Consider the following 22,318-nt stretch of genomic DNA (forward strand, 5'->3'; position numbering starts at 1 on the left):
AAGAGATCGCGATGACCTACAGACTTTCGTTTCTGGCCACGGCACTGCTGCTAACGGCATGTGCAGAGCAATACGCCCCGGTCAGCTTCACGGCAGTGGGCAATCAGATCGTCGCATCCGGAACGATCGACCACACAACGCTCAGCGCGTTTGAAGAAGTGATGGACGAGAACCCCGAGATCAAGACGCTGGTGCTGCAAAATATCGAAGGTTCGGTCGATGATGACTCGAATGTGGTCTTCAGTCGCGTAGTGCGTGAGGAAGGGTTCGACACGGTGGTTCCGTCAAACGGGCTGGTGGCCTCGGGCGGCACCGATTTGTTTCTAGCGGGTAACCGACGCGTGCTGGAACCCGGCGCCTGCGTGGGCGTACACAGCTGGGGCGGCGGCGGCTATGTCGCTGCGGAGCTACCCGAAGATCACCCCGAGCATGACCGGTATTTGAACTATTTCGAAGATATCGGCGTCGATCCCGACTTCTACTGGTTCACGCTGGATGCAGCATCCGAGGAAGAGATGCACTGGATGACGGCGTCCGAGGCGAACCGGTTCGACATGACTACACGGTCCGCCCCTCGCCTTGGCACTGCCGCAATCTGCGACGAACGTTAGCGACTGAGCAGCCGCGCGCCGATTTCCTTGACGAATTTCGCTGCCACCATGGCGGTCATGCCATAGGGATCGCGGTGCGGGTTCAACTCGACAATATCCGCGCCGACCAGCTGCCCTTTGAAGCGATGGATCAGGTCGATCACCTCGCGCGTGCTGAGACCGCCAGGTTCGTGATGTGAAACGCCGGGAGCAAAGGCTGGATCCAGCGCATCGAGGTCCAGCGACAGATAGACCGGGCCGTCAAAGCTGATCTCCAGATCGGGGCGCCAGTTGCGCATGTCGATCACCTCGACCCCGAACTTGTCGGCCTGTTCCTGTTGGTGCTTGTTCATGGTGCGGATCCCGACCTGAACAAGACGTTTGATCTTGCCGGTCTCCATCACGCGGGCAAATGGACAGCCATGACCCAGCGGGCCAATCTGCTGGCTGTCATAAAGGTCGGGATGGCTATCAATATGCAGGACATTCAGCCCCTCATACCGGTCCGCATGCGCCTTGATCAGCGGATAGGCGACCGAGTGATCGCCCCCCAACGACAATAATCGTGCACCGGTTTCAATCCGGGCGGCGGCCCCTGCCTCGATCCGGTCGATGGGTTCCTGCCCCATCATCTCGAACACATCCAGATCGCCGGTGTCTTTGAAACGGTCGGCTGCGCCCAGATCAGTGCCATCCTCGGCGGTCAGGTTGGCCGCGCCGGAATGCAACGCCTCGCGGATGCGACCCGGGGCAAACGCGGGGCCTTGCAGGAATGAGGAATGCAGGTCCAACGGCACGCCCATCAGCGCGACGTCTCCGGCGGTCAGATCATGCGACATGAGAGGCCTTTCAACAAAGAATTGACGGGACATTGGTCGCAGATCACGGTCGGGTCAAGCGATCAGCGGCGGATATATGTCTGCCAGATCCAGATCACCAAGAGCGCCCCCAGAACGGCGCCGATAAACCCTGAGAGCCAGCCCATCACAGTGATGAGCGTGCGCAGTACCAAACCGCCCACCAAAGCGCCGACAATGCCGATCAGCATGGTGGTTGGAATATCGGCCTCGATCCGCATTAGGCGGGTGGCGAGGAAACCTGCAGCGGCTCCGACGATGATCAGGGCGATGATCGGCATATCATTTCCTCCAATGCGTGGGCACGATGATCAGCGCACCGATCGAGGACAGCACCGCGTCCAACCCCGGCGGGCCAAAGCTGATGCCGAACATGATGCGCACGAAATAGAACAGGAAAGCACCACCCACGCAGATGATGATCGACTGCAGATAGCCGTTATGGGTAAAGCCAGTCTGTTCAGACAGATAGCCTACGATCCCGGCAATCACGACCGTGCCCATCATGATCATGATCATGTACGCCTACTCCGATGACAGGCGGGTCCCGGCCGGCATGGGCCATCCCCGCAGAAAAGTTTCCCTATCCTGCGCGCCCTTGCCTGCCCGTTGCAAGCGCAGCAACTCAACTGCGCCTTCGCCGCAAGCCACGCGCAGGTGGTCGTCCAGCACCTCGCCCGGAGTGCCCCGTCCTTCGGCCAGCCGCGAAGCCAGCAGTTTGATCCGATTACCCTCAACCTCGGTCCATGCGCCGGGGAACGGGGAGAGACCGCGGATTTTTCTATCGACTTCGGACGCGGGGGCCGACCAATCGATCCGCGCCTCGGCTTTGTCGATCTTGGCGGCGTAGGTCACGCCCTCATCGGGCTGCGGGTCAGGTGTAAGGCTGTGCAGTTTGGCCAGAGCCTCAACGATCAGAGCCGCGCCCATATCCGACAGGCGGTCATGGAGTTGCGCGGTGGTTTCCTCGATGCCGATATCGGTGGCTTCGCGCAGCAGAACGGGGCCTGTATCCAGCCCGGCCTCCATCTGCATGATACAAACACCGGTTTGCACATCGCCTGCCATGATCGCGCGGTGTATTGGCGCGGCCCCACGCCAGCGCGGCAACAGGCTGGCGTGAATGTTCAGGCAGCCATGGGTTGGCGCGTCCAGAATAGGTTGTGGCAGGATCAGGCCATAGGCGACGACCACCGCGATATCGGCGTACAGCGCGGCAAAGCTGGCCTGTTCTTCGGGCGATTTCAGCGAGTTGGGGTGGCGAACGTCTAAGCCCAGCGCCAAGGCACGCGCGTGCACCGGGGTTGGACGGTCTTTTTTACCGCGACCGGCGGGGCGTGGCGGTTGGCAATAGACGGCGGCGATTTCGTGTTCGGCACGGACCAGCGCATCCAGCACCGGCACCGAGAAATCTGGCGTTCCCATGAAGATGATACGCATCCGTCCCTCCCTAGGATGGGGTTTCACCCCATCTTCTGTGCTTTGCGCAGCAGCATGTCGCGTTTGACCTTGCTGAGCCGGTCGAAATACATCCGCCCGTTCAGGTGGTCGATCTGATGCTGCACGCTGGTGGCTTCGATGCCGACAAAATCACGGCGGTCGATCTGGCCCTGTTCGTTGAGAAATTTCACGGTCACTGCGCGCGGTCGCTTCACCTTGGCAGATACGCCGGGCAAGTTCGGGCTGGCCTCGTCATGTTCACGCAGCTCAACCGAGCTGTGCAGAATCTCGGGGTTGGCCAGTCGCACAGCTTTGCCCCGCTGGGTCGAGCCATCCACGACAGCCAGCCGCAGCATAACTCCTATCTGCGGCGCAGCGAGGCCAACGCCCGGCATCGCCTCCATCGTATCGATCATGTCATCCCAGATGGTGCGGATGTCGTCGGTGATCTCGGGGACGTCCTCGGCCTTGGTGCGCAGGCGCTTGTCGGGCCACGGCAGGCAGGTCCGCACCGTCATGTGCGGGCCTTTTCGCGCTTGAGCTTCTGCATCTTACGCGTGATCATCTGGCGCTTGAGCGGTTTGAGATAGTCGATGAAGAGCTTACCGTTCAGATGGTCGATCTCATGCTGCACACAAGTCGCCCAGAGATCATCAAAGGTTTCCTGCTGCAGATTACCGTCACGGTCCAGCCAGGTGACATCAACCGTCTTCGGGCGCGTGACTTCTGCATATTGCTCAGGGATCGACAGGCAGCCTTCTTCGTAAACGTTGGTCTCGTCCGAGGAGGCGATGACCTCGGGGTTGAACATCACCAGTGGGCGTGGGGCCTCACCTTCTTCTTTGACGCAGTCCACCACGATCAGCCGGTCGAGCACACCGATCTGCGGCGCAGCAAGGCCAATACCGGGCGCGTCATACATCGTCTCCAGCATGTCATCGGCCAGTTTGCGCAGATCATCGGTGATGTCAGCCACCGGCGCGCAGACCTTTTTCAGGCGGGGATCGGGATGGATCAGGATATTACGTTTCATGGGGCTGATTTAGGCCATCGCGCCCGCCTCCGCAACGGCCCCCTTGCACCTTATGGATTTGTGGTTAGCTTTCGCCTCGACAGATGGAGATGACATGACTTTCAACGACCTGATCGACCGCCGGGGCACCAACTCTTCAAAATGGGACAAGATGGAGCAGCTTTACGGTGTCGCCCCCGAGGATGGGCTGGCCATGTGGACGGCTGATTCCGACTATGCCACGGCCCCTTGCGTGATCGAGGCGGTGCGGGAAGCGGCCGATCATGGCGCGTTTGGATATTCATGGATGCACCCGGATTATCTGAATGCAATCCAGTGGTGGATGAAGACTCGCCATGGCTGGGAGATCGACACCGATTGGATTCTGACCTCGCAAGGGTTGGGCAATGCGATTGCCCTGTGTCTGGATGTTTGGAGTGACCCGGGAGATGGCGTCGTGATCTTCACGCCCGTCTACCATGAGTTTGCCCATAAGGTGAACAAATCCGGCCGCCGCGTGGTGGAATGCCCGCTGGTACGCGATGGCGACAGCTATGGGCTTGATCTGGACGATGCGCAGTCGCAGTTGGACGGATCAGAAAAGCTGCTGCTGTGGTGCTCGCCGCAAAACCCGTCAGGTCGGGTCTGGACGCCGGATGAACTGCGCGCTGTAGCGGCGTTTGCGGAGCGCAACGGGCTGATCCTTGTGTCGGACGAGATTCACCATGATCTGGTTTATCCGGGCAATACCTTCGTACCGATGGATACGGCCGCCCCCGACGCGCGCCCGTGGACGGTGACACTGACCGCGGCGTCGAAAACATTCAACATCGCCGGTCAGCGTACCGGCAACATGATCATTCCCGACGCCAAGCTGCGGGCCGAGATGCGGCACCGGATCACCACGCTGGACTATGACCCCAGTGCGTTGGGTGTGGCGATGATCACTGCCGCCTATTCGCCGGAAGGTGCAAAATGGGTCGATGAACAAATTGCCCACCTGGACGCGAACCGGAAGCTGTTTGATGCTGCCATCGCCGAGATACCGGGCCTGTGGTCGATGCCTCTGCAGGCGACCTATCTGGCATGGGTCGATTTTTCGGGCACGGGTATGAGCCACGATGAGTTTGTCCGCCGCCTACGCGAAGATGCGCGGATCGCGACATCCTCAGGCCCCGGTTTTGGCACCGGTGGAGAAACCTTCGAGCGCTTCAATCTGGCCACCCAACGCGAGCGGGTTGAAGAAGCCTGTGCGCGATTGAAGACAGCCTTTGGCGATTTACAATGAACCCCGTTCATAAATAAACGGAGGCACGTCATGCCCAACCACCTTTTTACGCTTCCGGACATCCCAAGCATCCCGGTGCAGGGGGAACAGGCGACCTATCCGATCGGACGGATTTTTTGCGTGGGCCGCAACTATGCCGCCCACGCTGCCGAGATGGGGCATGAGGTGGATCGTCAGGCGCCGTTTTACTTCACCAAATCCGCGCCCAACGCGGTTTTGACCGGAGCGCATGTGCCGTATCCGGCAGGCACCGAGGATTATCATCACGAAATGGAACTGGCCGTTGCCATCGGCAAGCCGGTTTTTCAGGCCACGGCCGCGCAGGCCCAAGCCGCGATCTTTGGCTACGGCTGTGCCTTGGACATGACGCGCCGCGACTTGCAGATTCGTGAGCGCAACAAGCAGCGCCCCTGGGATCTGGGCAAGGATGTGGAAAACGGCGCGGTCTTCGCTCCGCTGACCCGCGCCGATGACTGGAGCCCATCTGATGACAAGCGCATCTATCTGAGCGTCAATGAGCGGGTCGTACAAGACGCCACATTGTCAGAGCTGGTCTGGAAGATCGATGAACTGATCTCCCATCTATCGGGTTTCTACCATTTGCGCCCCGGCGATCTGATCCTGACCGGCACACCCGCCGGGGTCGGGCCTGTGGTCGCCGGAGACCGAATTGAAGGCGGCATCGATGGTTTGGCTCCTGTGCACCTGACCCTGACGGCCTCCGACTAAACCGTCCGGCCTGATACCGAGAATCTCGTGGCACCATTGCCGCCCGAGCGCCGGTGGCGCGTCGGTGCCAAAGGTCAAACGGTGCGCGCGTCAGTCGCGGTTTTCGAGCAATGCGATCGGTGCATCCGGGGCGCGGTAGAAATCCAGCGGGGCCTTGTCGGCTGCCACAGTGTTACGCTTGAACTCATAGCGCATCTCACCCACCGCTTCTTCATCTGCGATGATCAGGCACTGATACATGTGATTGGCACCGTCATAGATATCGACGAGCCCACGCAGGCGCGGCGTGGTTTCGGCCTCGACGGTGAAACCATCCTTCCACAATGTCAAAATTTTGAAGCTATTGTCGCCAACCTCCACCCGCAAACGGCTGGATTTCTTGAGGGTAGCGATTCGGGCCGCATCCAATTCGGCGCGAATTTCCTTGGAAACATAGGTACTCATAATAAACTTCCCCCCTTAACACTCATTAGTCTGACGCGATTCCTGTAAAAATCCAGTGAACGGCGTCACATAAGTTTTGGCATTGCGGTTCTGGTGCCCAGACACCGCACCCCACCTGTGCGCGCATGCAGGCCTGATGCGCGCCCGGTGAAATAGGATCGTGACGCAAGACGGCCTATCTTTGACCCAATCGCAATGCGAAAGGAATAACGATGGGCCTGCTTGTCGACGGCGAATGGCATGACACCTGGTATGACACCAAATCCACAGGCGGGGCGTTCAAACGCTCGGCCGCACAGTTTCGCAACTGGATCACCGCCGATGGCGCGCCCGGCCCCTCGGGGCGCGGCGGGTTCGAGGCGGAATCGGGGCGCTATCACCTTTATGTCTCGCACGCCTGCCCTTGGGCGCACCGCACACTGATCTTTCGTGAGTTGAAAGAGCTGAGCGACCACATCTCGGTCTCGGTCGTGCATCCGGATATGCTGGATAAAGGTTGGACCTTTGAGACCGACGACCATGGCGCGACCGGCGACAAACTGTTCGGATCAGAATTTGCCCATCAAATCTACTCCCGTGCCGACCCTCACTATTCGGGCCGCGTTACGGTTCCGATCCTGTGGGACAAAGTTGAGAAAACGATCGTGTCGAACGAAAGCTCGGAAATCATCCGCATGTTCAACTCGGCTTTCAACGGGATCACCGGCAACACAGACGACTACTGGCCCGAGGCAATGCGGGACGAGATCGAAGAGGTCAACGCGCGCATCTATTCCGATGTCAATAACGGGGTCTACAAATCCGGCTTTGCCACCTCGCAAGAAGCTTATGACGCCGCGGTTGGCCCTCTGTTCGACACGCTGGACTGGCTTGAGGATCGTCTGGCCCGGAACCGCTATCTTATGGGTGACCGCGTGACCGAGGCCGACTGGCGCCTGTTCACCACATTGATCCGGTTCGACCCGGTTTATCATTTACATTTCAAGTGCAACAAGCGTCGGTTGGTGGACTACCCGAACCTCTGGGCCTTTACGCGGGAGCTATATCAATGGCCCGGCGTGGCGCAGTCTGTGAACATGAACCACATCGTGCGCCACTATCACTTCAGCCATGACAGCATCAATCCGCACCGAATTATTCCGGTGAATCCAACGTTGGACTATTCAGAACCCCATGGGCGGGATCAGCGCCCCGCCGCGTAGTGTTCGACCATGGCCGCCAGATCCTCGGGCGGGGTCGAGCTTTGGACATAGGCGCAGGCATTCGCGCTATGGGCAAAGATTGATCCGTCCGAGAAGAATGTGGTGTTGGTGACGAAGATCACTCGCGCCTCGGGCCTGCGATAGCTTGCGAAATCGGCAACCGCCAAGGCGCTGCCGGTTTCCAGAACCAGATCCAGCACGATGATATCGAATGCGGTACCATACAGTGCCAGGATCGCGGCCTCTTGCGTTTCGACCAGCGTGACTTCGGCCTCCTGCCTTTGCAGATGCCGCTGCCAGACCCGACCTAGATCGGGGTTACTCTCAACAATCAGTACTTTCATTTGCAACAACCTCGGCACGTGATATGGGTGAGTGGTGCCGACCCCTGTTGTCCGTGATCACGCGATTTCCTTAACAAAGTGTTAACAAGACCCGCACAGCGCCGTGATCGGGCGGATTCGCTTGTAAGAACGGCAAAAATCCGCTTGAAGCATGAGAAATAGGCGATTCCGGCTGGGGCAGATGGTTGGACAGGATGACAGATTGAACCCTCGGGCTGCGCGCGATCATGGCGGAGGGCTGGATGGCGCGATGACGCGGTTTGGGGGCACGCGCGCAGACTGGATCGATCTGTCCACGGGGATCAATCCGCATGCTTATGAGGTCTCGGGCCTGCAGCCTCCGGACTGGATGGAACTGCCGGATCATGGCGCGTTCGAACGCCTCTCGGACGCGGCGCGGGTGTTTTGGAACGTGCCTGATGGGGCCGAGATTCTGCCATCGCCTGGTGCCTCTGCGGTGATTGCCCGCGTGCCCGCGCTGACCAAAGCCGGTCGCGTGCAGATCACGATGCCCACTTATAACGAACATGCCGCTGCATTCACCGCTCAGGGGTGGACGGTGCACGAGAGCGGCCCGGCTCAGGCACGTGTCATCGTACACCCCAACAATCCCGATGGGCGCATCTGGCAGGACGCGGATGTCGACGCGCCGCTGACGGTGATCGATGAAAGCTTCTGCGACGTAACGCCCGAAGCCTCGCTGATTCATCTGGCCCAGCGGCCCGGCATCGTGGTGCTGAAGAGCTTTGGCAAATTTTGGGGGTTGGCCGGGTTGCGACTGGGTTTTGCAATCGGCCATCCCGATCTTATTGCACGGTTGAATGACCTGACGGGACCATGGGCCGTATCCGGCCCGGCACTGCGGATCGGCGCGCAAGCGTTGCACGATGTAAAATGGGCTGATGAAACGCGCATGCGTCTGGCAAATGAATCAACACGGTTGGATCAGCTTGTAGCGGCCAAAGGTGCGCGGCTGATTGGCGGCACCAGCCTGTTCCGCCTCTACGACGTTGATGACGCGACCGCCTGGCAAGACCGATTGGCGCGGGCGCATATCTGGAGCCGTATTTTCCCCTATTCCCGGACCTACCTGCGCCTTGGATTACCGCCAGCAGATGGTTGGGCCCGGTTGGAAGCAGCGCTGTGAGCACCGCGTTCCTATTGGTCTGCGCTATGTGTCTGGACGCAGCATTGGGTGAGCCGGATTGGCTGTGGTCGCGGATTCGCCACCCTGCCGTACTGATGGGCAACGCGATTGGCTGGCTGGACAACCGGCTGAACCATGGGGCGTATCGCCGCCTCAAAGGGGTTGCGACGGTGCTCATCCTGGTTGCGGTGGCACTCATCCTTGGCCGGTTGCTGGAGCTGCTTGGTCCGATCGTCGAGATCGTGGTCTGCGCCATCCTTCTGGCCCAGAAATCCCTGATCACCCATGTTCGCGCAGTAGGTGAAGGCCTGTTGACCTCGCTTGCCGAAGGGCGCGCGCAAGTCGCCATGATTGTCTCGCGCGATACGCGGGACATGACCGAGGCGCAGGTGGCGCGGTCCGCCATCGAAAGTGCCGCCGAAAACCTGAGCGACGGGGTGATTGCCCCTGCCTTCTGGTTTCTGGTCGCAGGTCTGCCGGGGCTGCTGGTTTACAAGGTCGTCAACACCGCCGACAGTATGATCGGTTATCGCAACGACAAATACCGCGCCTTCGGCTGGGCAGCGGCGCGGCTGGATGATTTACTGAACCTTGTCCCGGCACGCCTGACCTTTGTAATGATCGTGGCGCTGTCCAGCCAATGGTCGCGCTGGCGAGAGATGGTTGAGGATGCACGCCGCCATATCTCACCTAACGCAGGCTGGCCCGAGGCCGCGATGGCACGTGCGCTTGATATCGCACTGGCCGGACCGCGCAGCTATGACGGGCAGATGCGGGATCTTGCTTGGGTGAACGGGAATGCGCGGCAGAATATAGACGCTGCGGAGGTTTTTCGCGCATCAGACATGCTCTGGCAGGTATGGGGGCTTGCGCTTGGGCTCGTGTCGGTGTGGGTTGGGTTCAACTTCATATTCTGACGGATCAGCCTTATGCGTTTCCTTTCCGGCCTTATTGCCGCCGCCCTCTTCGCCTCGCCTGCACTCGCCCAATGCGGCGGCGGGTTCAATACCTTCGTCAAAGGGCTGAAAGCCGAAGCCATTCAGCAGGGTTACGACAAATCCACCGTCAACAGCTTTTTCAAGGGCGTGCAGCAGGACGGAGCCGTTCTGAAAGCCGACCGCGCGCAGGGCGTATTCCAGAAACCATTCATCGACTTCTCGCGGCGCCTGATTTCACAGAACCGGATCGACCGGGGCAAGGCCATGTCTGGCAAATACGACGCGATATTTGACCGGATTGAGCAGGAATACGGCATTTCGCGCGGTGTGCTACTGGCATTTTGGGCGTTCGAGACCGACTACGGGTCCTTTCAGGGCGATTTCAACACTCGCAACGCGCTGGTGACGCTGGCCCACGACTGCCGCCGCCCCGAGTTGTTCCGCCCGCAGATTTTCGCCGCGATCGAGCTGTACAGCCAGGGCAATTTTGACCCCGCCCGCACCACCGGGGCTTGGGCCGGTGAAATCGGCATGGTCCAGATGCTGCCCCGCGACATTCTGGAAAACGGCGTTGATGGGGACGGAGACGGCAAGGTTTCACTAAAAACCTCGGCGCCAGATGCACTGATGTCCGGGGCCAAGATGCTGTCGCATCTGGGTTGGCAACCGGGTCAGCCATGGTTGCAAGAGGTCACCGTGCCCGCGCAGATGGACTGGTCTCTCTCTGGCCCCGGCAAGCCCCGCTCAGTGTCCGAATGGCAGGCGATGGGCGTGCAGGCGCGCAGTGGGTCGTTGGCAAATCTGCCTGCCTCGCTGATCCTGCCACAAGGGCACAAGGGCCCCGCCTTTCTGGCTTACCCGAATTTCGACGTCTATTTCGAATGGAACCAGAGCTTCGTTTACGTCCTGACCGCCGCCTATTTCGGCACACGGCTGGAAGGCGCGCAGATTTACGATGCAGGTAATTCTGCGCCGGGGCTGACGGGCGCGCAGATGAAGCAGTTGCAGAGCAAACTGCAGGCGCGTGGGCACGACGTGGGCAAGATCGACGGCATCCTTGGGGCCGGAACGCGTGCGGCTGTGCAGGCTGAACAATTGCGTCTGGGTTTGCCAGCGGATGCGTGGCCAACGACACAGCTGCTGAAGCAGCTATAAGGGTCAGCGCCTAGGCAACCTTTGCAGGTTCACGTTTCACTGACGGATCAAACGCATGGATAGATACCAGCGAGCCTTCTGTGACGATGGCGGTATTGGGCTGTATTTCAACCCAGCCGTCACTGTCTGCATCAAGCGGTTCGGACGATATCACTATCCCGTCTTCTGAGGTTCGGTAATGCAGACTGGGTGCATAACGATCAGACGCATAGCGCGCCGCAAATACACGCTTGCCGTCTGACCAGCACGCAGCAAACCGCATATAAGGCGACGATCCGCATTGTCGGGACAGCGCTTCCACCCGCCCCACGGCCCGTGCCATTGCCTCGATCGGATTTGAATCCAGACCTTCGCCATGAGCAATCAAAAAGATCGCTTCACTTTCTGTCGCACCCATTCGGTGCCCGTATAAATGTGCCGGGATCATAGCATCGAGCTGCTGCCGGATTTGGTCATGCCCTCCAGCCTGGCCATTGTGCATGAAGCTCCATTTGCCAAATCCAAATGGGTGACAGTTGTTGCGCGAGGTCGCAGTGCCTGTCGACGCTCTTACATGGGCCAAAAACAGTCGTGATCGTGTGTGATGAGCCAGTTGTTTGAGATTTGCATCGGACCATGCGGGATGAGTGTCCTTGTAGAAACAGGGCGTTTCGCGATCAGAATACCAGGCCAGTCCAAACCCATCGGCATTGATTGGTGTCTTCCCAATCAACGCGTTGCGGCTTTGAATGACAAGCGATTGCTCTTGCTCCTGAATCAATTCATCCAGATATCGCTGCTCCCCAACCCAAGCCAAAAAACGGCACATTTGGCATCCCCATCAGTTTTTCGATCCAGGGCATTCTACAACTTGATTTGACGATGATTATCCCGTTTTCTTCCGTTTTTATTCAGAGCCTCTATCAAATTTACCAATTGATCGGGAAAAACAGATCAATTACTCGCTCTGACCGGGTAGCGATCGCCTTTCTCGTCGATCAGGATCAACCGCTCACCACTGCGGACATATAGGTCGCATCGGCTGAGCCCATTGCGATACGCTATGCAAACACTGCCGTCCCCGGCGATGGAATAGGTGCCAAAGGCGGATTCTCCGCTGGCATAGGTATAAGAATAGGCCCCTCCAGCCGAGTATTTGGACTGGCCGTCGTCGTAGAAAGTGAGAGTGCGGCCGGCCAAAGCCTCCAATTCTTCTGGCGTCAAGGGGACGTCACCGGGTTTCGTGGGCCATTCGGCAGCCCAGAGGGGGTTGGCCGCGAGCAATGCGAGGATGAAATATCGGATCATGATGCTAGCCTACCCTCATACACGGGTGATGGCTCATAACGTTGCAGTGATCGATCAAGCGACCATCTGCTCGGCCTTTTTCAGATCGACCGAAACCAGTTGGCTGACACCCTGTTCCTGCATCGTCACACCGAACAGCCGATCCATCCGCGCCATGGTCACCGCGTGGTGGGTGATGATCAGGAAACGCGTATCGGTCTGGCGGCACATCTCGTCCAGCAAGTCGCAGAAGCGGGTGACGTTGGCATCGTCCAGCGGCGCGTCGACCTCATCAAGCACACAGATCGGCGCGGGATTGGCAAGGAACACGCCAAAGATCAGCGCGGTCGCGGTCAGCGTCTGTTCGCCGCCCGACAGCAGGCTGAGAGTCGAGAGCTTTTTGCCCGGCGGCTGGCACATGATCTCAAGGCCCGCATCCAGCGGATCGTCGCTTTCGACCATGACCAGATTGGCCTCGCCGCCACCAAACAGATGCTTGAACAGCATGGCGAAGTTGGAATTCACCTGTTCGAACGCGGTCAACAGACGCTCGCGTCCTTCGCGGTTGAGGCTGGCGATGCCGCTGCGCAGGGCCTTGATCGCCTCTTCCAGATCGGCCTTTTCGCCGTTCAGCGTGTCGAATTCTTCCTGGACTTCTTTGCTGTCCTCTTCAGCCCGTAGGTTCACTGCGCCCATGGCGTCGCGCTGACGCTTGTGGCGGTTCACTTCGGCTTCAAGTGCGTCGGCGGCGGGCATCTGATCAGGGTTCACGTCCAGTTGGTTCAGCAGCTGGTTAGGCGTCAGTTGCTGATCCTCGGCAATGCGTTCTGCTGCGGCGACTACGCTTTCCTTGGCGGCGTCGCAACGCGCCTCAGCCGCCGCGCGGCTTTCGCGCGCCTCCGAGGCCAGACGTTCGGCTTCGCGCTCGGCAAGAACCACCTCGCGCTGCTGGGTCTCGGCCTCGGCCAACTTGTCGGCGGCTTCGGCGCGCCGAGCCTCAGCGGTTTCGATCAGCTCGTTCAGTTCTTCCCGTGCCTCGGCGATTTCGCTGGGGGCCGCCATCGCCTCGGTCAGTTCTTCTTCCGAGCTTTCCTTGCGTTCGGCCAGTTCCGATATCCGCTTTTCCGCCGTTTCCAGACGATGCCGCCAACCGCTGAGGTCCTTAGTCACCTCCTGCGTGCGCCGGGTGCGCGCCTCGCCCTCGCGGCGCAATTCATCATGCGTCGAGCGGTGGGTCAGCATGGTGATCCGCGCCGCCTCGACCGTCTGCTTGATGTCCTCGACCTGCGCGCGGGCGCTGTCGAGATCGCCCAGGCCAGTCAACGCGCCTTCAGCCTCACGCAGTTGTGCGCGGGCGGACATGGCGTCTTCCTTGTGACGGTCGACCGCGAGGGTCAGTGTTTCCAGCTTGCCCTGCGCCAGATTTCGATCCGCCTCAGCCCGGCTGAGCATCCGCGCGGTTTCCGCCATGCGCTGATCCGCGGCACGGCGGGCCTCGCGGGCGCGGCGGTCGGCTTCGGTGACGTCGGCCAGTTGCTGCGACAGCGCTTCATGCGCGGCGCGCGCGCCGTCGGCCTGCGCCTCGGTGCGTGTCAGTTCCTGTTTCAGCGCCTCAAGCTTGTTGAGCTGTTCCAAACGCAGGGCGGCAGCGCTTGGTGCATCCTCGGCCCAGGCGCGGAATCCGTCCCAGCGCCACAAATCTCCCGAGCGTGAGACCAAGCGTTGACCCGGTTTCAACGACGCCTGCAGGCGCGCGCCCTGATCCGCATCGACCAGACCGATCTGCGCAATACGGCGACTTAGGCGGTCGGGGCCGGACACATGCAACGCCAGCGGCTCGGCCCCGTCGGGCAAGGGCTGGTCGCTGTCATAGCCCGCTACCTGCACCCAACCTGAAGGTCCGTCGCCCTCGACCAATGGTGCACGCAGGTCATCCGCCAGCGCAGCCCCCAATGCCTTTTCAAAGCCCGTTGCCACCCGCAGCATGTCGAGCACTTGCCCACCCTCAGCCGTGTCGCGTTCGACCAGCTTGGCCAGCGCGGTGGTCTCGGCCCTTATCGCGCCCAGTTCACCCTCGGCCTCGGAGCGTTTGGCGCGGGCCTCGGCCTCACGCGCCTGTGTATCGTTGCGCAACTCGTCGGCGGCGGCCAGTGCTTCTTCCGCTGCCTCAGCAGCTTCGCGGGCTTCTTCCTCACCCTCCTGCGCGGTCTCGAACGCCTCGCTGGCGCGGGAAAGGGCATTGCGCGCCTCGTCCACGGCGGCGCGGGCCTTTTCTTCCTCGCCCTCGGAACGAGCCAGTGTCTTGCGGCTGTCTTCAACCAGTCGTTGCGCCGATTGGTGGCGGGCCACCAGACGGGCCATGTCTTCGGTTTCCTGCGACAGGTGATCTTCGCGATCCTGCAGCACTGACGCGGCCTCGCGCGCAACTTCTGCAGCTTCAGCGACCTTTTCGTCATAGCCATCGGCGGCTTTGGCAAGCTCGCGGGCCTCCCATTCGAGCCGTTCGATCATCTCACCCGCGTCCCGGTTCAGACCGGATTCGCGTTCGATGTCGTTGCCCAATTGCTGGATACGGTTGGTCAGAGTCTCAATCGTCTGGCGTGCGCGGGTTTCCTGATCCGACAGCTGATCGCGCTGCACCTGCTGGCGCTGCAGGACGGCGGCAGCGATGGCCTCTTCCTCACGCAAGGGCGGCAGGGTTTCCTCGATCTCGGCGCGTTTGGCGGCGGATTCACGGGCGGATGCCTCGGCGCGAGAGGCCTCGGTGATCCGGTCGCGTAGCTTTTCCTCGGCCGCCTGACGGGCCATGTCGGCCTCTTTCCAACGGCGATAGAGCAGCATCCCTTCGGCCTGACGCAACAGCTCGCCGATCTCACGATAACGCGCTGCCTGACGGGCCTGACGGGCGAGTTGCGCCAACTGCCCGCCCAACTGTTCCAAAACGTCATCCACGCGGGTCAGGTTGGCCTCGGTGCCTTTCAGTTTCAGTTCTGCCTCGTGGCGGCGTTGATAAAGCCCGGAGATGCCGGCGGCCTCTTCCAGAATGCGACGTCGTGCGCGGGGTTTGGCGTTGATCAGTTCGGCAATGCGGTTTTGCCCCACCAGCGCAGGCGAATGCGCACCGGTCGATGCGTCCGCGAACAGCATTTGAACGTCGCGGGCGCGCACGTCCTTGCCGTTTGTCTTGTAGGCACTGCCCACATCGCGGGTGATGCGGCGGACAATTTCCAACTGGTCGCTGTCGTTGAAGCCGGATGGCGCCAAACGTTCCGAGTTGTCCATCGTCAGGACCACCTCGGCAAAGTTGCGCGCAGGCCGAGTGGCAGCGCCCGCAAAGATCACATCCTCCATCGCGCCACCGCGCATGGATTTGGGACGGTTTTCACCCATCACCCAGCGCAACGCTTCCAGCAGATTGGACTTGCCGCAGCCATTCGGACCAACCACTCCGGTCAGCCCGTCCGCGATGATCAGATCGGTCGGGTCCACGAAGCTTTTGAAGCCGGTCAGTTTGAGTTTGCTAAAGCGCAATGGCTGCTCTTGGTATGATTCCTATGGGTAAGAAGTCTGCGCAACGGATGGGGGAGGTGTCAACGTGATTGCGCAGGATATGGGAGATTGGACCAAGTTATCCACAACATCTTGGCAAAACTACGCGGAGTCCCGCGTATCTCAGTAAGGCGAGCATTCAAAGACCTGATATCCGTAGTCTTCGTAATATCCGTAATCAACGCATTCATAGGGACGGCGAAGGAGTGCGCCGAAAATCAGTTTTTCCCCCAGTTCCTGGTCGCAGCCCAGCACGCCCACAGTGACGGCCGCATCGCCAAGAACGTCCAGAAGCGGGCAACCCGAGACCTGAGCCATGGCCAGCGCGGCCCGGTCACGGATCGGACCCAGACGCGGCGCGTATTGCGGGTTCACGCGGACGGCCTCGGCCAGTTCATTGCGGACGCGGACGTCGAAGATACTGCCATTCACCGCGACGCGCGTTGCGGGCAAGTCGCGAAAATAGGGTGTACCACCCGAGCAGGCGGCGAGGCACAGGAAAGCGAGCACGCGGATCATGCTGCTTTATTAGCGACAATATGGTTAATGAAACCTTTCCCCGGTTCAGGCGCGCAACACTTCTCCTAACCGGCGTATACCCTCGCGGATCGTGTTCTCATCCGAGTTGGAAAAACTCAGTCGAATGGTATTGGACCCGGTGTCGTCGGGATAGAAAGCCTGACCAGGGACAAAGGCCAGCTTGACCGTTTCCAGCGCCCTCGCCAGCAGGTCGGCGCCGTTCATTCCCTTGGGCAGAATGACCCAAATGAACATGCCGCCCTCGGGTCGGGTCCAGTCGACGCCATTGGGCATGTGCTCTTTGAGCGCCTCAAGCATCGCATCGCGGCGCGCGGCATAGGTCTGGCGCAGCATGGGGACATGAGTGTCGAAGCGATCCCGTGCCACCTGGTACACCGCCATCTGGTTGATCGTAGAAGAATGCAGATCAGCCGCCTGTTTCAGCAGCACCAGTTGCGAGATCACCGGTTTTGCTGCAACCACCCAACCCAGCCGCAACCCCGGTGAAAGAGTTTTCGAGAAGCTGCCGCAATAGATCGTCCGGCAGTTCTCGATCGATCCCTTGCGCGCCTGTTCTAACGCGAGGATCGGAGGGATCGGATCGCCGTCATAGCGCAGCGCCTGATAGGCTCCGTCCTCGATCACTGCGCAATCCAATTCATCTGCCAGATCGAGCAGCGCCTCCCTGCCCCGCAGATCGACCGTCTCACCAGTCGGATTTGCAAAATCGGCGGAGAGATAAGCGAATTTGATCGGGCTGTTGCCGGCGGCGGCCTGGTATTCGGCAGCCCCACGATTGCCATTGATGCTAAGCTGGTCAAAGCGCGGCTCATAAGCGTCAAACGCATTGAGCGCGCCCAGATATGTGGGCCACCCAACCAACGCAGTATCACCCGGTGACAAGAACAACTTACCCAAGTAATCCAGCGCTTGCTGCGAGCCTGAGGTGATCAGGATGTTGTCGATGCCGCACGTAACGCCGATCCCACGCATATGGTCGGCCAGCCATTCACGCAGCGGGGCATAGCCCTCGCTGACCGAGTATTGCAGCGCCTGCGCCTGTTGATCTGGGCTAAGCGCATTTTGAAACGCTTCGGCGAAAGCCTCTGCTGGAAACAAAGCGGGGTCGGGAATACCGCCTGCGAAGGAAATGATACCGGGCTCGCCCAGCAGTTTCAGCAATTCGCGGATTTCGGAAGCCTTCATCCGAGCGGTTCGGGTGGCGTAGAGCTGATCCATCGTAGGGGGCCTCCTCCGCCCTTGGGTCGCAGATTAGGCAATGCGCCTCTTATGTCAATAATTCTGACCTAATGTTTCAACCTCTGTGAGCGACTTGAACGCCCCTTACAAACGTGGTCAAGTGACTTGACCAATTCCAAGTGGTAGCCAGATGCCTTTTCAAAAAGTTCAAACCGAAAAACTGTCACTGGCTGTTGTGCGCCAGATCGAACTGCTGATCCTGCGCGGCATTCTGCGCCCCGGAGAACGCCTGCCCTCAGAACGGGAGCTGGCCGAGCGGATGGGCGTGTCGCGCCCGTCGCTGCGCGAGGCAATCTCGGACCTCCAGGAGCAGGGATTGCTGACTGCCAAGGCCGGATCGGGCATCTATGTGGCCGAGGTTCTGGGCTCGGCCTTCGCGCCAGCTTTGATCCGGTTGTTCGGCAATCACGACGAGGCAGTGTTCGACTATCTCTCATTCCGGCGTGACATGGAGGGTCTAGCGGCTGAGCGTGCCGCCCGCATGGGCTCGGGCAGCGATCTGAAGGTGGTGCAGACCATACTGGACAAGATGGAAGACGCCCACGCCCGCAATGCAGCCGAAGAAGAGGCGCATCTGGACGCCCAGTTCCATATGGCGATCATCGAGGCCAGTCATAACGTGGTGATGCTGCATATGATGCGGTCGATGTTCGATCTGCTGCGGCAGGGCGTATTCTACAACCGACAGATCATGTTCCAGCAACGCACCACCCGCGACGCAATTCTGGACCAGCACCGAGCCATCAACACAGCCCTGCAGGACCGCGACCCGAAAGGGGCACGGAAGGCGGTCGAAGATCATCTGAACTTTGTCAAAAGCTGCATGGCCGATCAGCAGAAGGCCCTGCGCAATGAAGAGATCGCGCAACAGCGTTTGAAGCACGAGACTGGAGAGGTCTGATCCTTCAAACTGGAAGCCACGAAAAGAAAAAACCCGAGAGCCTGAAGCCCTCGGGTTTTTCAAATCATATGATCCAGGCGATCAGTGTAGCTTTTCACCCACATCCGCGATGGATGCATCGATCAGCTTGTTCGCCTGCGTTGCGGTCATCTGTTTGGCCAGCACGGCGTTGGCTGCCGAAACCGCTACGGTGATGGCCTGATCGCGGACTTCCTTGACGGCAGATGCCTCGGCGGATGCGATTTGATCCTGCGCTGCCGCGAGACGGCGCGCGATGGATTTTTCCAGATCGACCTTAGCCTGTTCAGCTGCCAGAACCGCGTCTTCCTTGGCCGCGGCAACGATAGCTTCGGCCTGACCCTGAACTTCGCGCTGCTTGCGCTCGTACGAGGCCAACAGGCTGCGTGCTTCTTCATGCAGGGCGCGGGCTTCGTCCAGCTCGGCTTGAATACCTTCGGCGCGATTGTCCAGCGCACCACCGATCATACCGGGGACCTTGAAGTAGAACAGGACCGCGATAAAGACGATGAAGCCCAGAGTGACGACAAAGTCAGTGTTGGCAAGCGAGAAGAACGGGCCGCTTGCGGCCAGCGCGGGGCTGGCGGCACCAACGGTCAGGGTAAGGGCAAGAGTGTTCCGCATGTCACTTATCCTTTCGTCTGCGCATCTACTGCACTGTTGATGGCTTTGGCATCCGCCTCGCCGCCCAGTGCTGTGACCAGTTCAGCCGCCGTATCCTTGGCAACCACTTGAATGCTTTCCAGCGCACCTGCACGGATTTCGGCAATTGCCTTTTCCGATTCAGTCGCCTTTGCAGCGATTTCCGCATCCGCCTTGGCAATCGCGTCATCCAGACCGGCCTGGATTTCGGCGCGGGCTTCCGCTGCGATACGCTGAGCCTCAGAACGGGCATCGGCCAGCGCTTTGTTATAGGCCTCTTCGGCCTCGACCGCTTTGGCCTTCAGATCTTCGGCCGCAGCCAGGTCATTTGTAATGGTCCCCTGGCGTTCAGCCAGGATTGCCGCGATGCGGGGCAGAGCCACGCGGGACAGGACCAGAAAGATGACGACCAGCGTGATGACCAGCCAGAAAATCTGGTTGGGGAACCAATCGAAGCAGAGCTGCGGCATCCCGACGGCGTAGCCGCTGGAATCAACGCATGTGCCTACTACTTCTTCAGCAATGGGTTCAGTCGCCATGATGTCCTCCGTCGGAACGTTGTCTTTACAACAGATGGGCCGCTATGGCTTGGGCCCACCTGCGCGTAAGGATCAGGTTCCGCAGATTATACGGCGAACATCAGCAGCAGCGAGACCAGGAATGCGAAGATGCCCAGCGCTTCTGCGAACGCGATACCGATGAACAGGGTTGCGGTCTGCGAAGCAGCCGCCGAAGGGTTGCGCAGGGCGCCGGCCAGGAAGTTGCCTGCAACGTTGCCCACCCCGATTGCGGCTGCGCCGGAACCGATTGCTGCCAGGCCTGCGCCGATGTGTGCGAGATCGCCTTCCATGAGAATTCTCCTTACGATTTGGAAGTTTCGATGTTGGGGGTTCGGACCTTAGTGCGACGGATGCAGCGCATCTTTCAGATACACACAGGTCAGAATGGTGAAGACGTAGGCCTGAATGAAGGACACGAGGACCTCAAGGCCATACATTGCGGTGATCGCCAGAACCGACACGGGCGAGATCACGGCAATCGCGGCAAAGCCTGCGAACACCTTGATAACCGCGTGGCCTGCCATGACGTTACCGGCAAGACGAATGGAGTGGCTGACCGGGCGTACGAAGTACGAGATCAGCTCGATAATCGCCAGAACAGGGCGCAGCGCCAGCGGCGCGCTGGAGACCCAGAACAAGCCCAGGAACGCAGCGCCGTTCTTGACGAAACCCAAAACGGTCACGGTCAGGAACACGGCCAGCGCCAGCGGGATGGTCACGGCGAAATGCGATGTGGTGGTGAAGGACATGGGCAACATGCCCAGGAAGTTCGCGCAGACGATGAACATGAACAGGGTCATGACATAGGGGAAGTACTTGACGCCTTCCTTGCCGCAGATGTCTTCCAGCATCTTGTAGATGAAACCATAGGCCAGCTCGGCCACCGACTGCATCCGCGTCGGAACAATGGCGCGCTTGGACGTGCTGAGAACCAGCAGGGCAAAGATCGCCGCAATCGCCAGGAACAACCACAGGGTCACGTTTGTGGGCGTGTACCAGGCAATCGCACCGTCGCCGAACAACGGCTTGACGATAAACTGGTCCATTGGATGGAAAGCCAGGCTGCTGCCTTTTTCTGCGGTGGTCTCGGTTGCCACGTTCAGTCCCTCTCGTCCTTCTCGGTCGCGCTTGCGGCCGCTTGTTTCTCTTGAACCTCTTTCGCGCTGCGGAGCATAACCTTCACGCCCGCGACAAGGCCCAGCAATGTGAACAGCACCAGAAAGATCGGGATCGTCCCGAGCAGGCTGTCCAGCCCGTATCCGATGCCAAATCCGATCCCCAGACCGGAAACCATTTCGATGACCATCCTCCAGGCAAGCTCGCCTCCGGATACGTCAGCATCCGCACGAGGTTTCGGCGCTTTGGCCTTTTTCGCCGCTTCGATCTTGGCCTCCAGCTGCGCCATACGCTGCTTTTGGTCATCTTCGGTCACGGGCGTTTCCCTCGCACAGTCTTGGGTAGGGTGCTAAGGGGCTGAAGGCGCAGAGTCAACGGCAATGAAGCCGCAGCATGAACGTCGCTAAGTATAAGATTTTCATAATAAAATCACAGACCGCGTGAAACCTGCCGATGGCGTATAGTTCGCTGACCGGGCGGATAAGCCTGAATCCGCATATTCAACCAAATGGTTGACCAAACTCACAGGCTATGGTTCAGCGGAACCATGTCCAACGACCTCGACACTGTCTTCGCAGCCCTCGCCGATCCCACCCGCCGTGCCATCTTAGCGATGCTGCTGGAAGATGACATGGCCGTCACCGACGTGGCCGAACCGTTCGAAATGTCGCTGGCCGCGATTTCAAAGCATCTGGTGATCCTGACCAAAGCAGGTCTGATTTCTCAGGAAAAACGCGGACGGGTGAAGTGGTGCAAACTTGAACCCGACGCGCTTCGTGCGGCCTCGGTTTGGATGCAGGGGTTCGGACAGTTCGAACCGGTCAATCTGGATGCGTTCGAGCGGTTTCTTGAAGTTGAACTGCCCCCGGATGAGGCCTAACGCACAACTAAGACCGACATGCTGGCGTGTTTGGCCAGATATCCCGCGTGGCTGGACAGGATATAGTCTGTGATCCGGGGTGCGTGGGTTCCCACAACAATCAGATCGGCCCCCATTTCCTCTGCTGCGTGGGTCAGGTCCTTGTCGATCTCGACCGCGACATCAACCGAGTGAATGTTGCGTGTGTCCACACTTGTGCCGCATTGCATCACAATTTCACTGGCACAGGTCAGCAATTCTTGTTTGATCGCGTCTGTTGTCAGGTGGCTATCCCCAGGCTGCGGGCCGGTGACGCTGACGATGGTCACTTTGGCGCCCTGCCATTTGGCCAATTGCGCCGCAACCTCGGTGGCTTTCTTGACCTCGGGCGGCAAGTGTAGGTCGACCGGGACCATGATGTGTTTGAACATATTGGCGTCCTCCTGATCCTGAGATATGTCGACCCGGGCGGTTCGCCAGTC

28 protein-coding genes are annotated in these 22,318 nt (G+C 59.7%); 9 read left to right on the forward strand and 19 right to left on the reverse strand.

Annotated features, from left to right (window positions below; all coding sequences use genetic code 11):
- The first annotated feature begins 11 nt into the window (after nucleotides 1–11).
- Complete coding sequence (locus tag I5192_RS12150; RefSeq protein ID WP_170392626.1) at nucleotides 12–611, forward strand: alpha/beta hydrolase; 600 nt, start codon at nucleotides 12–14, stop codon at nucleotides 609–611.
- Here the strand turns inward: I5192_RS12150 and speB are convergent.
- The 6 genes from speB to def (I5192_RS12180) form a co-directional block, all read right to left on the reverse strand.
- The gene (gene speB / locus I5192_RS12155; protein WP_223116935.1) at nucleotides 608–1,429 is read right to left on the reverse strand and encodes an agmatinase; all 822 of its coding nucleotides are present in this window, start codon (nucleotides 1,427–1,429) and stop codon (nucleotides 608–610) included. The genes I5192_RS12150 and speB overlap by 4 nt on opposite strands.
- Before the next feature lie 62 nt (nucleotides 1,430–1,491).
- The gene (locus tag I5192_RS12160) at nucleotides 1,492–1,728 is read right to left on the reverse strand and encodes a GlsB/YeaQ/YmgE family stress response membrane protein (RefSeq protein WP_170392628.1); all 237 of its coding nucleotides are present in this window, start codon (nucleotides 1,726–1,728) and stop codon (nucleotides 1,492–1,494) included.
- A 1-nt stretch (nucleotide 1,729) separates the two neighbouring features.
- Nucleotides 1,730–1,966, reverse strand: a complete 237-nt coding sequence (locus I5192_RS12165) for a hypothetical protein (RefSeq protein WP_170392629.1) — start codon at nucleotides 1,964–1,966, stop codon at nucleotides 1,730–1,732.
- A gap of 6 nt (nucleotides 1,967–1,972) precedes the next feature.
- On the reverse strand, nucleotides 1,973–2,887 hold the full coding sequence (gene fmt / locus I5192_RS12170) for a methionyl-tRNA formyltransferase (protein ID WP_223116936.1): 915 nt from the start codon (nucleotides 2,885–2,887) through the stop codon (nucleotides 1,973–1,975).
- Between the two features lie 23 nt (nucleotides 2,888–2,910).
- Nucleotides 2,911–3,405, reverse strand: a complete 495-nt coding sequence (def, locus tag I5192_RS12175; protein WP_170513416.1) for a peptide deformylase — start codon at nucleotides 3,403–3,405, stop codon at nucleotides 2,911–2,913.
- The gene (def, locus tag I5192_RS12180) at nucleotides 3,402–3,920 is read right to left on the reverse strand and encodes a peptide deformylase (RefSeq protein ID WP_170392632.1); all 519 of its coding nucleotides are present in this window, start codon (nucleotides 3,918–3,920) and stop codon (nucleotides 3,402–3,404) included. The genes def (I5192_RS12175) and def (I5192_RS12180) overlap by 4 nt, the downstream gene beginning before the upstream one ends.
- Nucleotides 3,921–4,014: 94 nt before the next feature.
- Here def (I5192_RS12180) and I5192_RS12185 point away from each other — a divergent pair, with 94 nt between their 5' ends.
- Both I5192_RS12185 and I5192_RS12190 read left to right on the forward strand, forming a co-directional pair.
- The gene (locus I5192_RS12185) at nucleotides 4,015–5,187 is read left to right on the forward strand and encodes a MalY/PatB family protein (protein ID WP_223116937.1); all 1,173 of its coding nucleotides are present in this window, start codon (nucleotides 4,015–4,017) and stop codon (nucleotides 5,185–5,187) included.
- Nucleotides 5,188–5,217: 30 nt separating this feature from the next.
- Nucleotides 5,218–5,916, forward strand: a complete 699-nt coding sequence (locus I5192_RS12190; RefSeq protein WP_170609756.1) for a fumarylacetoacetate hydrolase family protein — start codon at nucleotides 5,218–5,220, stop codon at nucleotides 5,914–5,916.
- A gap of 90 nt (nucleotides 5,917–6,006) precedes the next feature.
- Here the strand turns inward: I5192_RS12190 and I5192_RS12195 are convergent, their stop codons facing one another.
- Entirely contained in the window at nucleotides 6,007–6,360 is a 354-nt protein-coding gene (locus tag I5192_RS12195; RefSeq protein WP_223116938.1) for a hypothetical protein, read from the reverse strand.
- A gap of 212 nt (nucleotides 6,361–6,572) precedes the next feature.
- Between I5192_RS12195 and I5192_RS12200 the strand changes: the two genes are divergently transcribed.
- Nucleotides 6,573–7,562 (forward strand): glutathione S-transferase family protein, encoded by a 990-nt coding sequence (locus I5192_RS12200; protein WP_223116939.1) that lies wholly within the window; start codon nucleotides 6,573–6,575, stop codon nucleotides 7,560–7,562.
- Here the strand turns inward: I5192_RS12200 and I5192_RS12205 are convergent.
- The gene (locus tag I5192_RS12205) at nucleotides 7,544–7,906 is read right to left on the reverse strand and encodes a response regulator transcription factor (protein ID WP_008756687.1); all 363 of its coding nucleotides are present in this window, start codon (nucleotides 7,904–7,906) and stop codon (nucleotides 7,544–7,546) included. The two genes, I5192_RS12200 and I5192_RS12205, sit on opposite strands and share 19 nt — an antisense overlap.
- Nucleotides 7,907–8,087: 181 nt before the next feature.
- Between I5192_RS12205 and cobD the strand changes: the two genes are divergently transcribed.
- The 3 genes from cobD to I5192_RS12220 are packed head-to-tail and all read left to right on the forward strand — an operon-like array spanning nucleotide 8,088 to nucleotide 11,146.
- The gene (gene cobD / locus I5192_RS12210) at nucleotides 8,088–9,053 is read left to right on the forward strand and encodes a threonine-phosphate decarboxylase CobD (RefSeq protein ID WP_223118300.1); all 966 of its coding nucleotides are present in this window, start codon (nucleotides 8,088–8,090) and stop codon (nucleotides 9,051–9,053) included.
- Complete coding sequence (gene cbiB / locus I5192_RS12215; RefSeq protein ID WP_223116940.1) at nucleotides 9,050–9,970, forward strand: adenosylcobinamide-phosphate synthase CbiB; 921 nt, start codon at nucleotides 9,050–9,052, stop codon at nucleotides 9,968–9,970. Before cobD ends, cbiB begins: the two co-directional genes overlap by 4 nt.
- 12 nt (nucleotides 9,971–9,982) lie before the next feature.
- Nucleotides 9,983–11,146, forward strand: coding sequence for a lytic murein transglycosylase (locus I5192_RS12220; protein WP_223116941.1), 1,164 nt, complete (start codon nucleotides 9,983–9,985; stop codon nucleotides 11,144–11,146).
- Nucleotides 11,147–11,156: 10 nt separating this feature from the next.
- Here the strand turns inward: I5192_RS12220 and I5192_RS12225 are convergent, their stop codons facing one another.
- The 5 genes from I5192_RS12225 to I5192_RS12245 form a co-directional block, all read right to left on the reverse strand.
- Nucleotides 11,157–11,954 (reverse strand): class II glutamine amidotransferase, encoded by a 798-nt coding sequence (locus I5192_RS12225; RefSeq protein WP_170392639.1) that lies wholly within the window; start codon nucleotides 11,952–11,954, stop codon nucleotides 11,157–11,159.
- Nucleotides 11,955–12,079: 125 nt separating this feature from the next.
- Nucleotides 12,080–12,433: a hypothetical protein gene (locus tag I5192_RS12230; protein WP_223116942.1), complete on the reverse strand. Its 354-nt coding sequence runs from the start codon at nucleotides 12,431–12,433 to the stop codon at nucleotides 12,080–12,082.
- A gap of 54 nt (nucleotides 12,434–12,487) precedes the next feature.
- Nucleotides 12,488–15,943, reverse strand: a complete 3,456-nt coding sequence (locus I5192_RS12235; protein WP_170402353.1) for a chromosome segregation SMC family protein — start codon at nucleotides 15,941–15,943, stop codon at nucleotides 12,488–12,490.
- A 141-nt stretch (nucleotides 15,944–16,084) separates the two neighbouring features.
- Nucleotides 16,085–16,480: a hypothetical protein gene (locus tag I5192_RS12240; protein ID WP_170392642.1), complete on the reverse strand. Its 396-nt coding sequence runs from the start codon at nucleotides 16,478–16,480 to the stop codon at nucleotides 16,085–16,087.
- Between the two features lie 45 nt (nucleotides 16,481–16,525).
- Complete coding sequence (locus tag I5192_RS12245; RefSeq protein ID WP_223116943.1) at nucleotides 16,526–17,719, reverse strand: PLP-dependent aminotransferase family protein; 1,194 nt, start codon at nucleotides 17,717–17,719, stop codon at nucleotides 16,526–16,528.
- 151 nt (nucleotides 17,720–17,870) lie between these two features.
- Here I5192_RS12245 and I5192_RS12250 point away from each other — a divergent pair, with 151 nt between their 5' ends.
- Complete coding sequence (locus tag I5192_RS12250; RefSeq protein WP_170392644.1) at nucleotides 17,871–18,641, forward strand: FadR/GntR family transcriptional regulator; 771 nt, start codon at nucleotides 17,871–17,873, stop codon at nucleotides 18,639–18,641.
- 81 nt (nucleotides 18,642–18,722) lie between these two features.
- Here I5192_RS12250 and I5192_RS12255 read toward each other — a convergent pair whose 3' ends face one another.
- From I5192_RS12255 to I5192_RS12275, 5 genes are all read right to left on the reverse strand, one after another.
- Nucleotides 18,723–19,283: a F0F1 ATP synthase subunit B gene (locus I5192_RS12255; RefSeq protein ID WP_170597442.1), complete on the reverse strand. Its 561-nt coding sequence runs from the start codon at nucleotides 19,281–19,283 to the stop codon at nucleotides 18,723–18,725.
- A gap of 5 nt (nucleotides 19,284–19,288) precedes the next feature.
- Nucleotides 19,289–19,840, reverse strand: coding sequence for a F0F1 ATP synthase subunit B' (locus I5192_RS12260; RefSeq protein ID WP_170513389.1), 552 nt, complete (start codon nucleotides 19,838–19,840; stop codon nucleotides 19,289–19,291).
- Between the two features lie 86 nt (nucleotides 19,841–19,926).
- Nucleotides 19,927–20,151, reverse strand: a complete 225-nt coding sequence (locus tag I5192_RS12265; RefSeq protein WP_005981269.1) for a F0F1 ATP synthase subunit C — start codon at nucleotides 20,149–20,151, stop codon at nucleotides 19,927–19,929.
- A gap of 48 nt (nucleotides 20,152–20,199) precedes the next feature.
- A complete protein-coding gene (locus tag I5192_RS12270; protein ID WP_170392647.1) occupies nucleotides 20,200–20,958 on the reverse strand; it encodes a F0F1 ATP synthase subunit A in 759 nt (252 codons plus the stop codon).
- Between the two features lie 2 nt (nucleotides 20,959–20,960).
- On the reverse strand, nucleotides 20,961–21,293 hold the full coding sequence (locus I5192_RS12275) for an AtpZ/AtpI family protein (protein ID WP_170392648.1): 333 nt from the start codon (nucleotides 21,291–21,293) through the stop codon (nucleotides 20,961–20,963).
- A gap of 231 nt (nucleotides 21,294–21,524) precedes the next feature.
- Between I5192_RS12275 and I5192_RS12280 the strand changes: the two genes are divergently transcribed.
- Nucleotides 21,525–21,857, forward strand: a complete 333-nt coding sequence (locus I5192_RS12280; RefSeq protein ID WP_170392649.1) for a helix-turn-helix transcriptional regulator — start codon at nucleotides 21,525–21,527, stop codon at nucleotides 21,855–21,857.
- Here I5192_RS12280 and I5192_RS12285 read toward each other — a convergent pair.
- Nucleotides 21,854–22,267, reverse strand: coding sequence for a universal stress protein (locus I5192_RS12285; protein ID WP_223116944.1), 414 nt, complete (start codon nucleotides 22,265–22,267; stop codon nucleotides 21,854–21,856). The genes I5192_RS12280 and I5192_RS12285 overlap by 4 nt on opposite strands.
- Nucleotides 22,268–22,318 lie beyond the last annotated feature (51 nt).

The organism is Ruegeria sp. SCSIO 43209, from assembly GCF_019904295.1.
GTDB lineage: Bacteria > Pseudomonadota > Alphaproteobacteria > Rhodobacterales > Rhodobacteraceae > Ruegeria.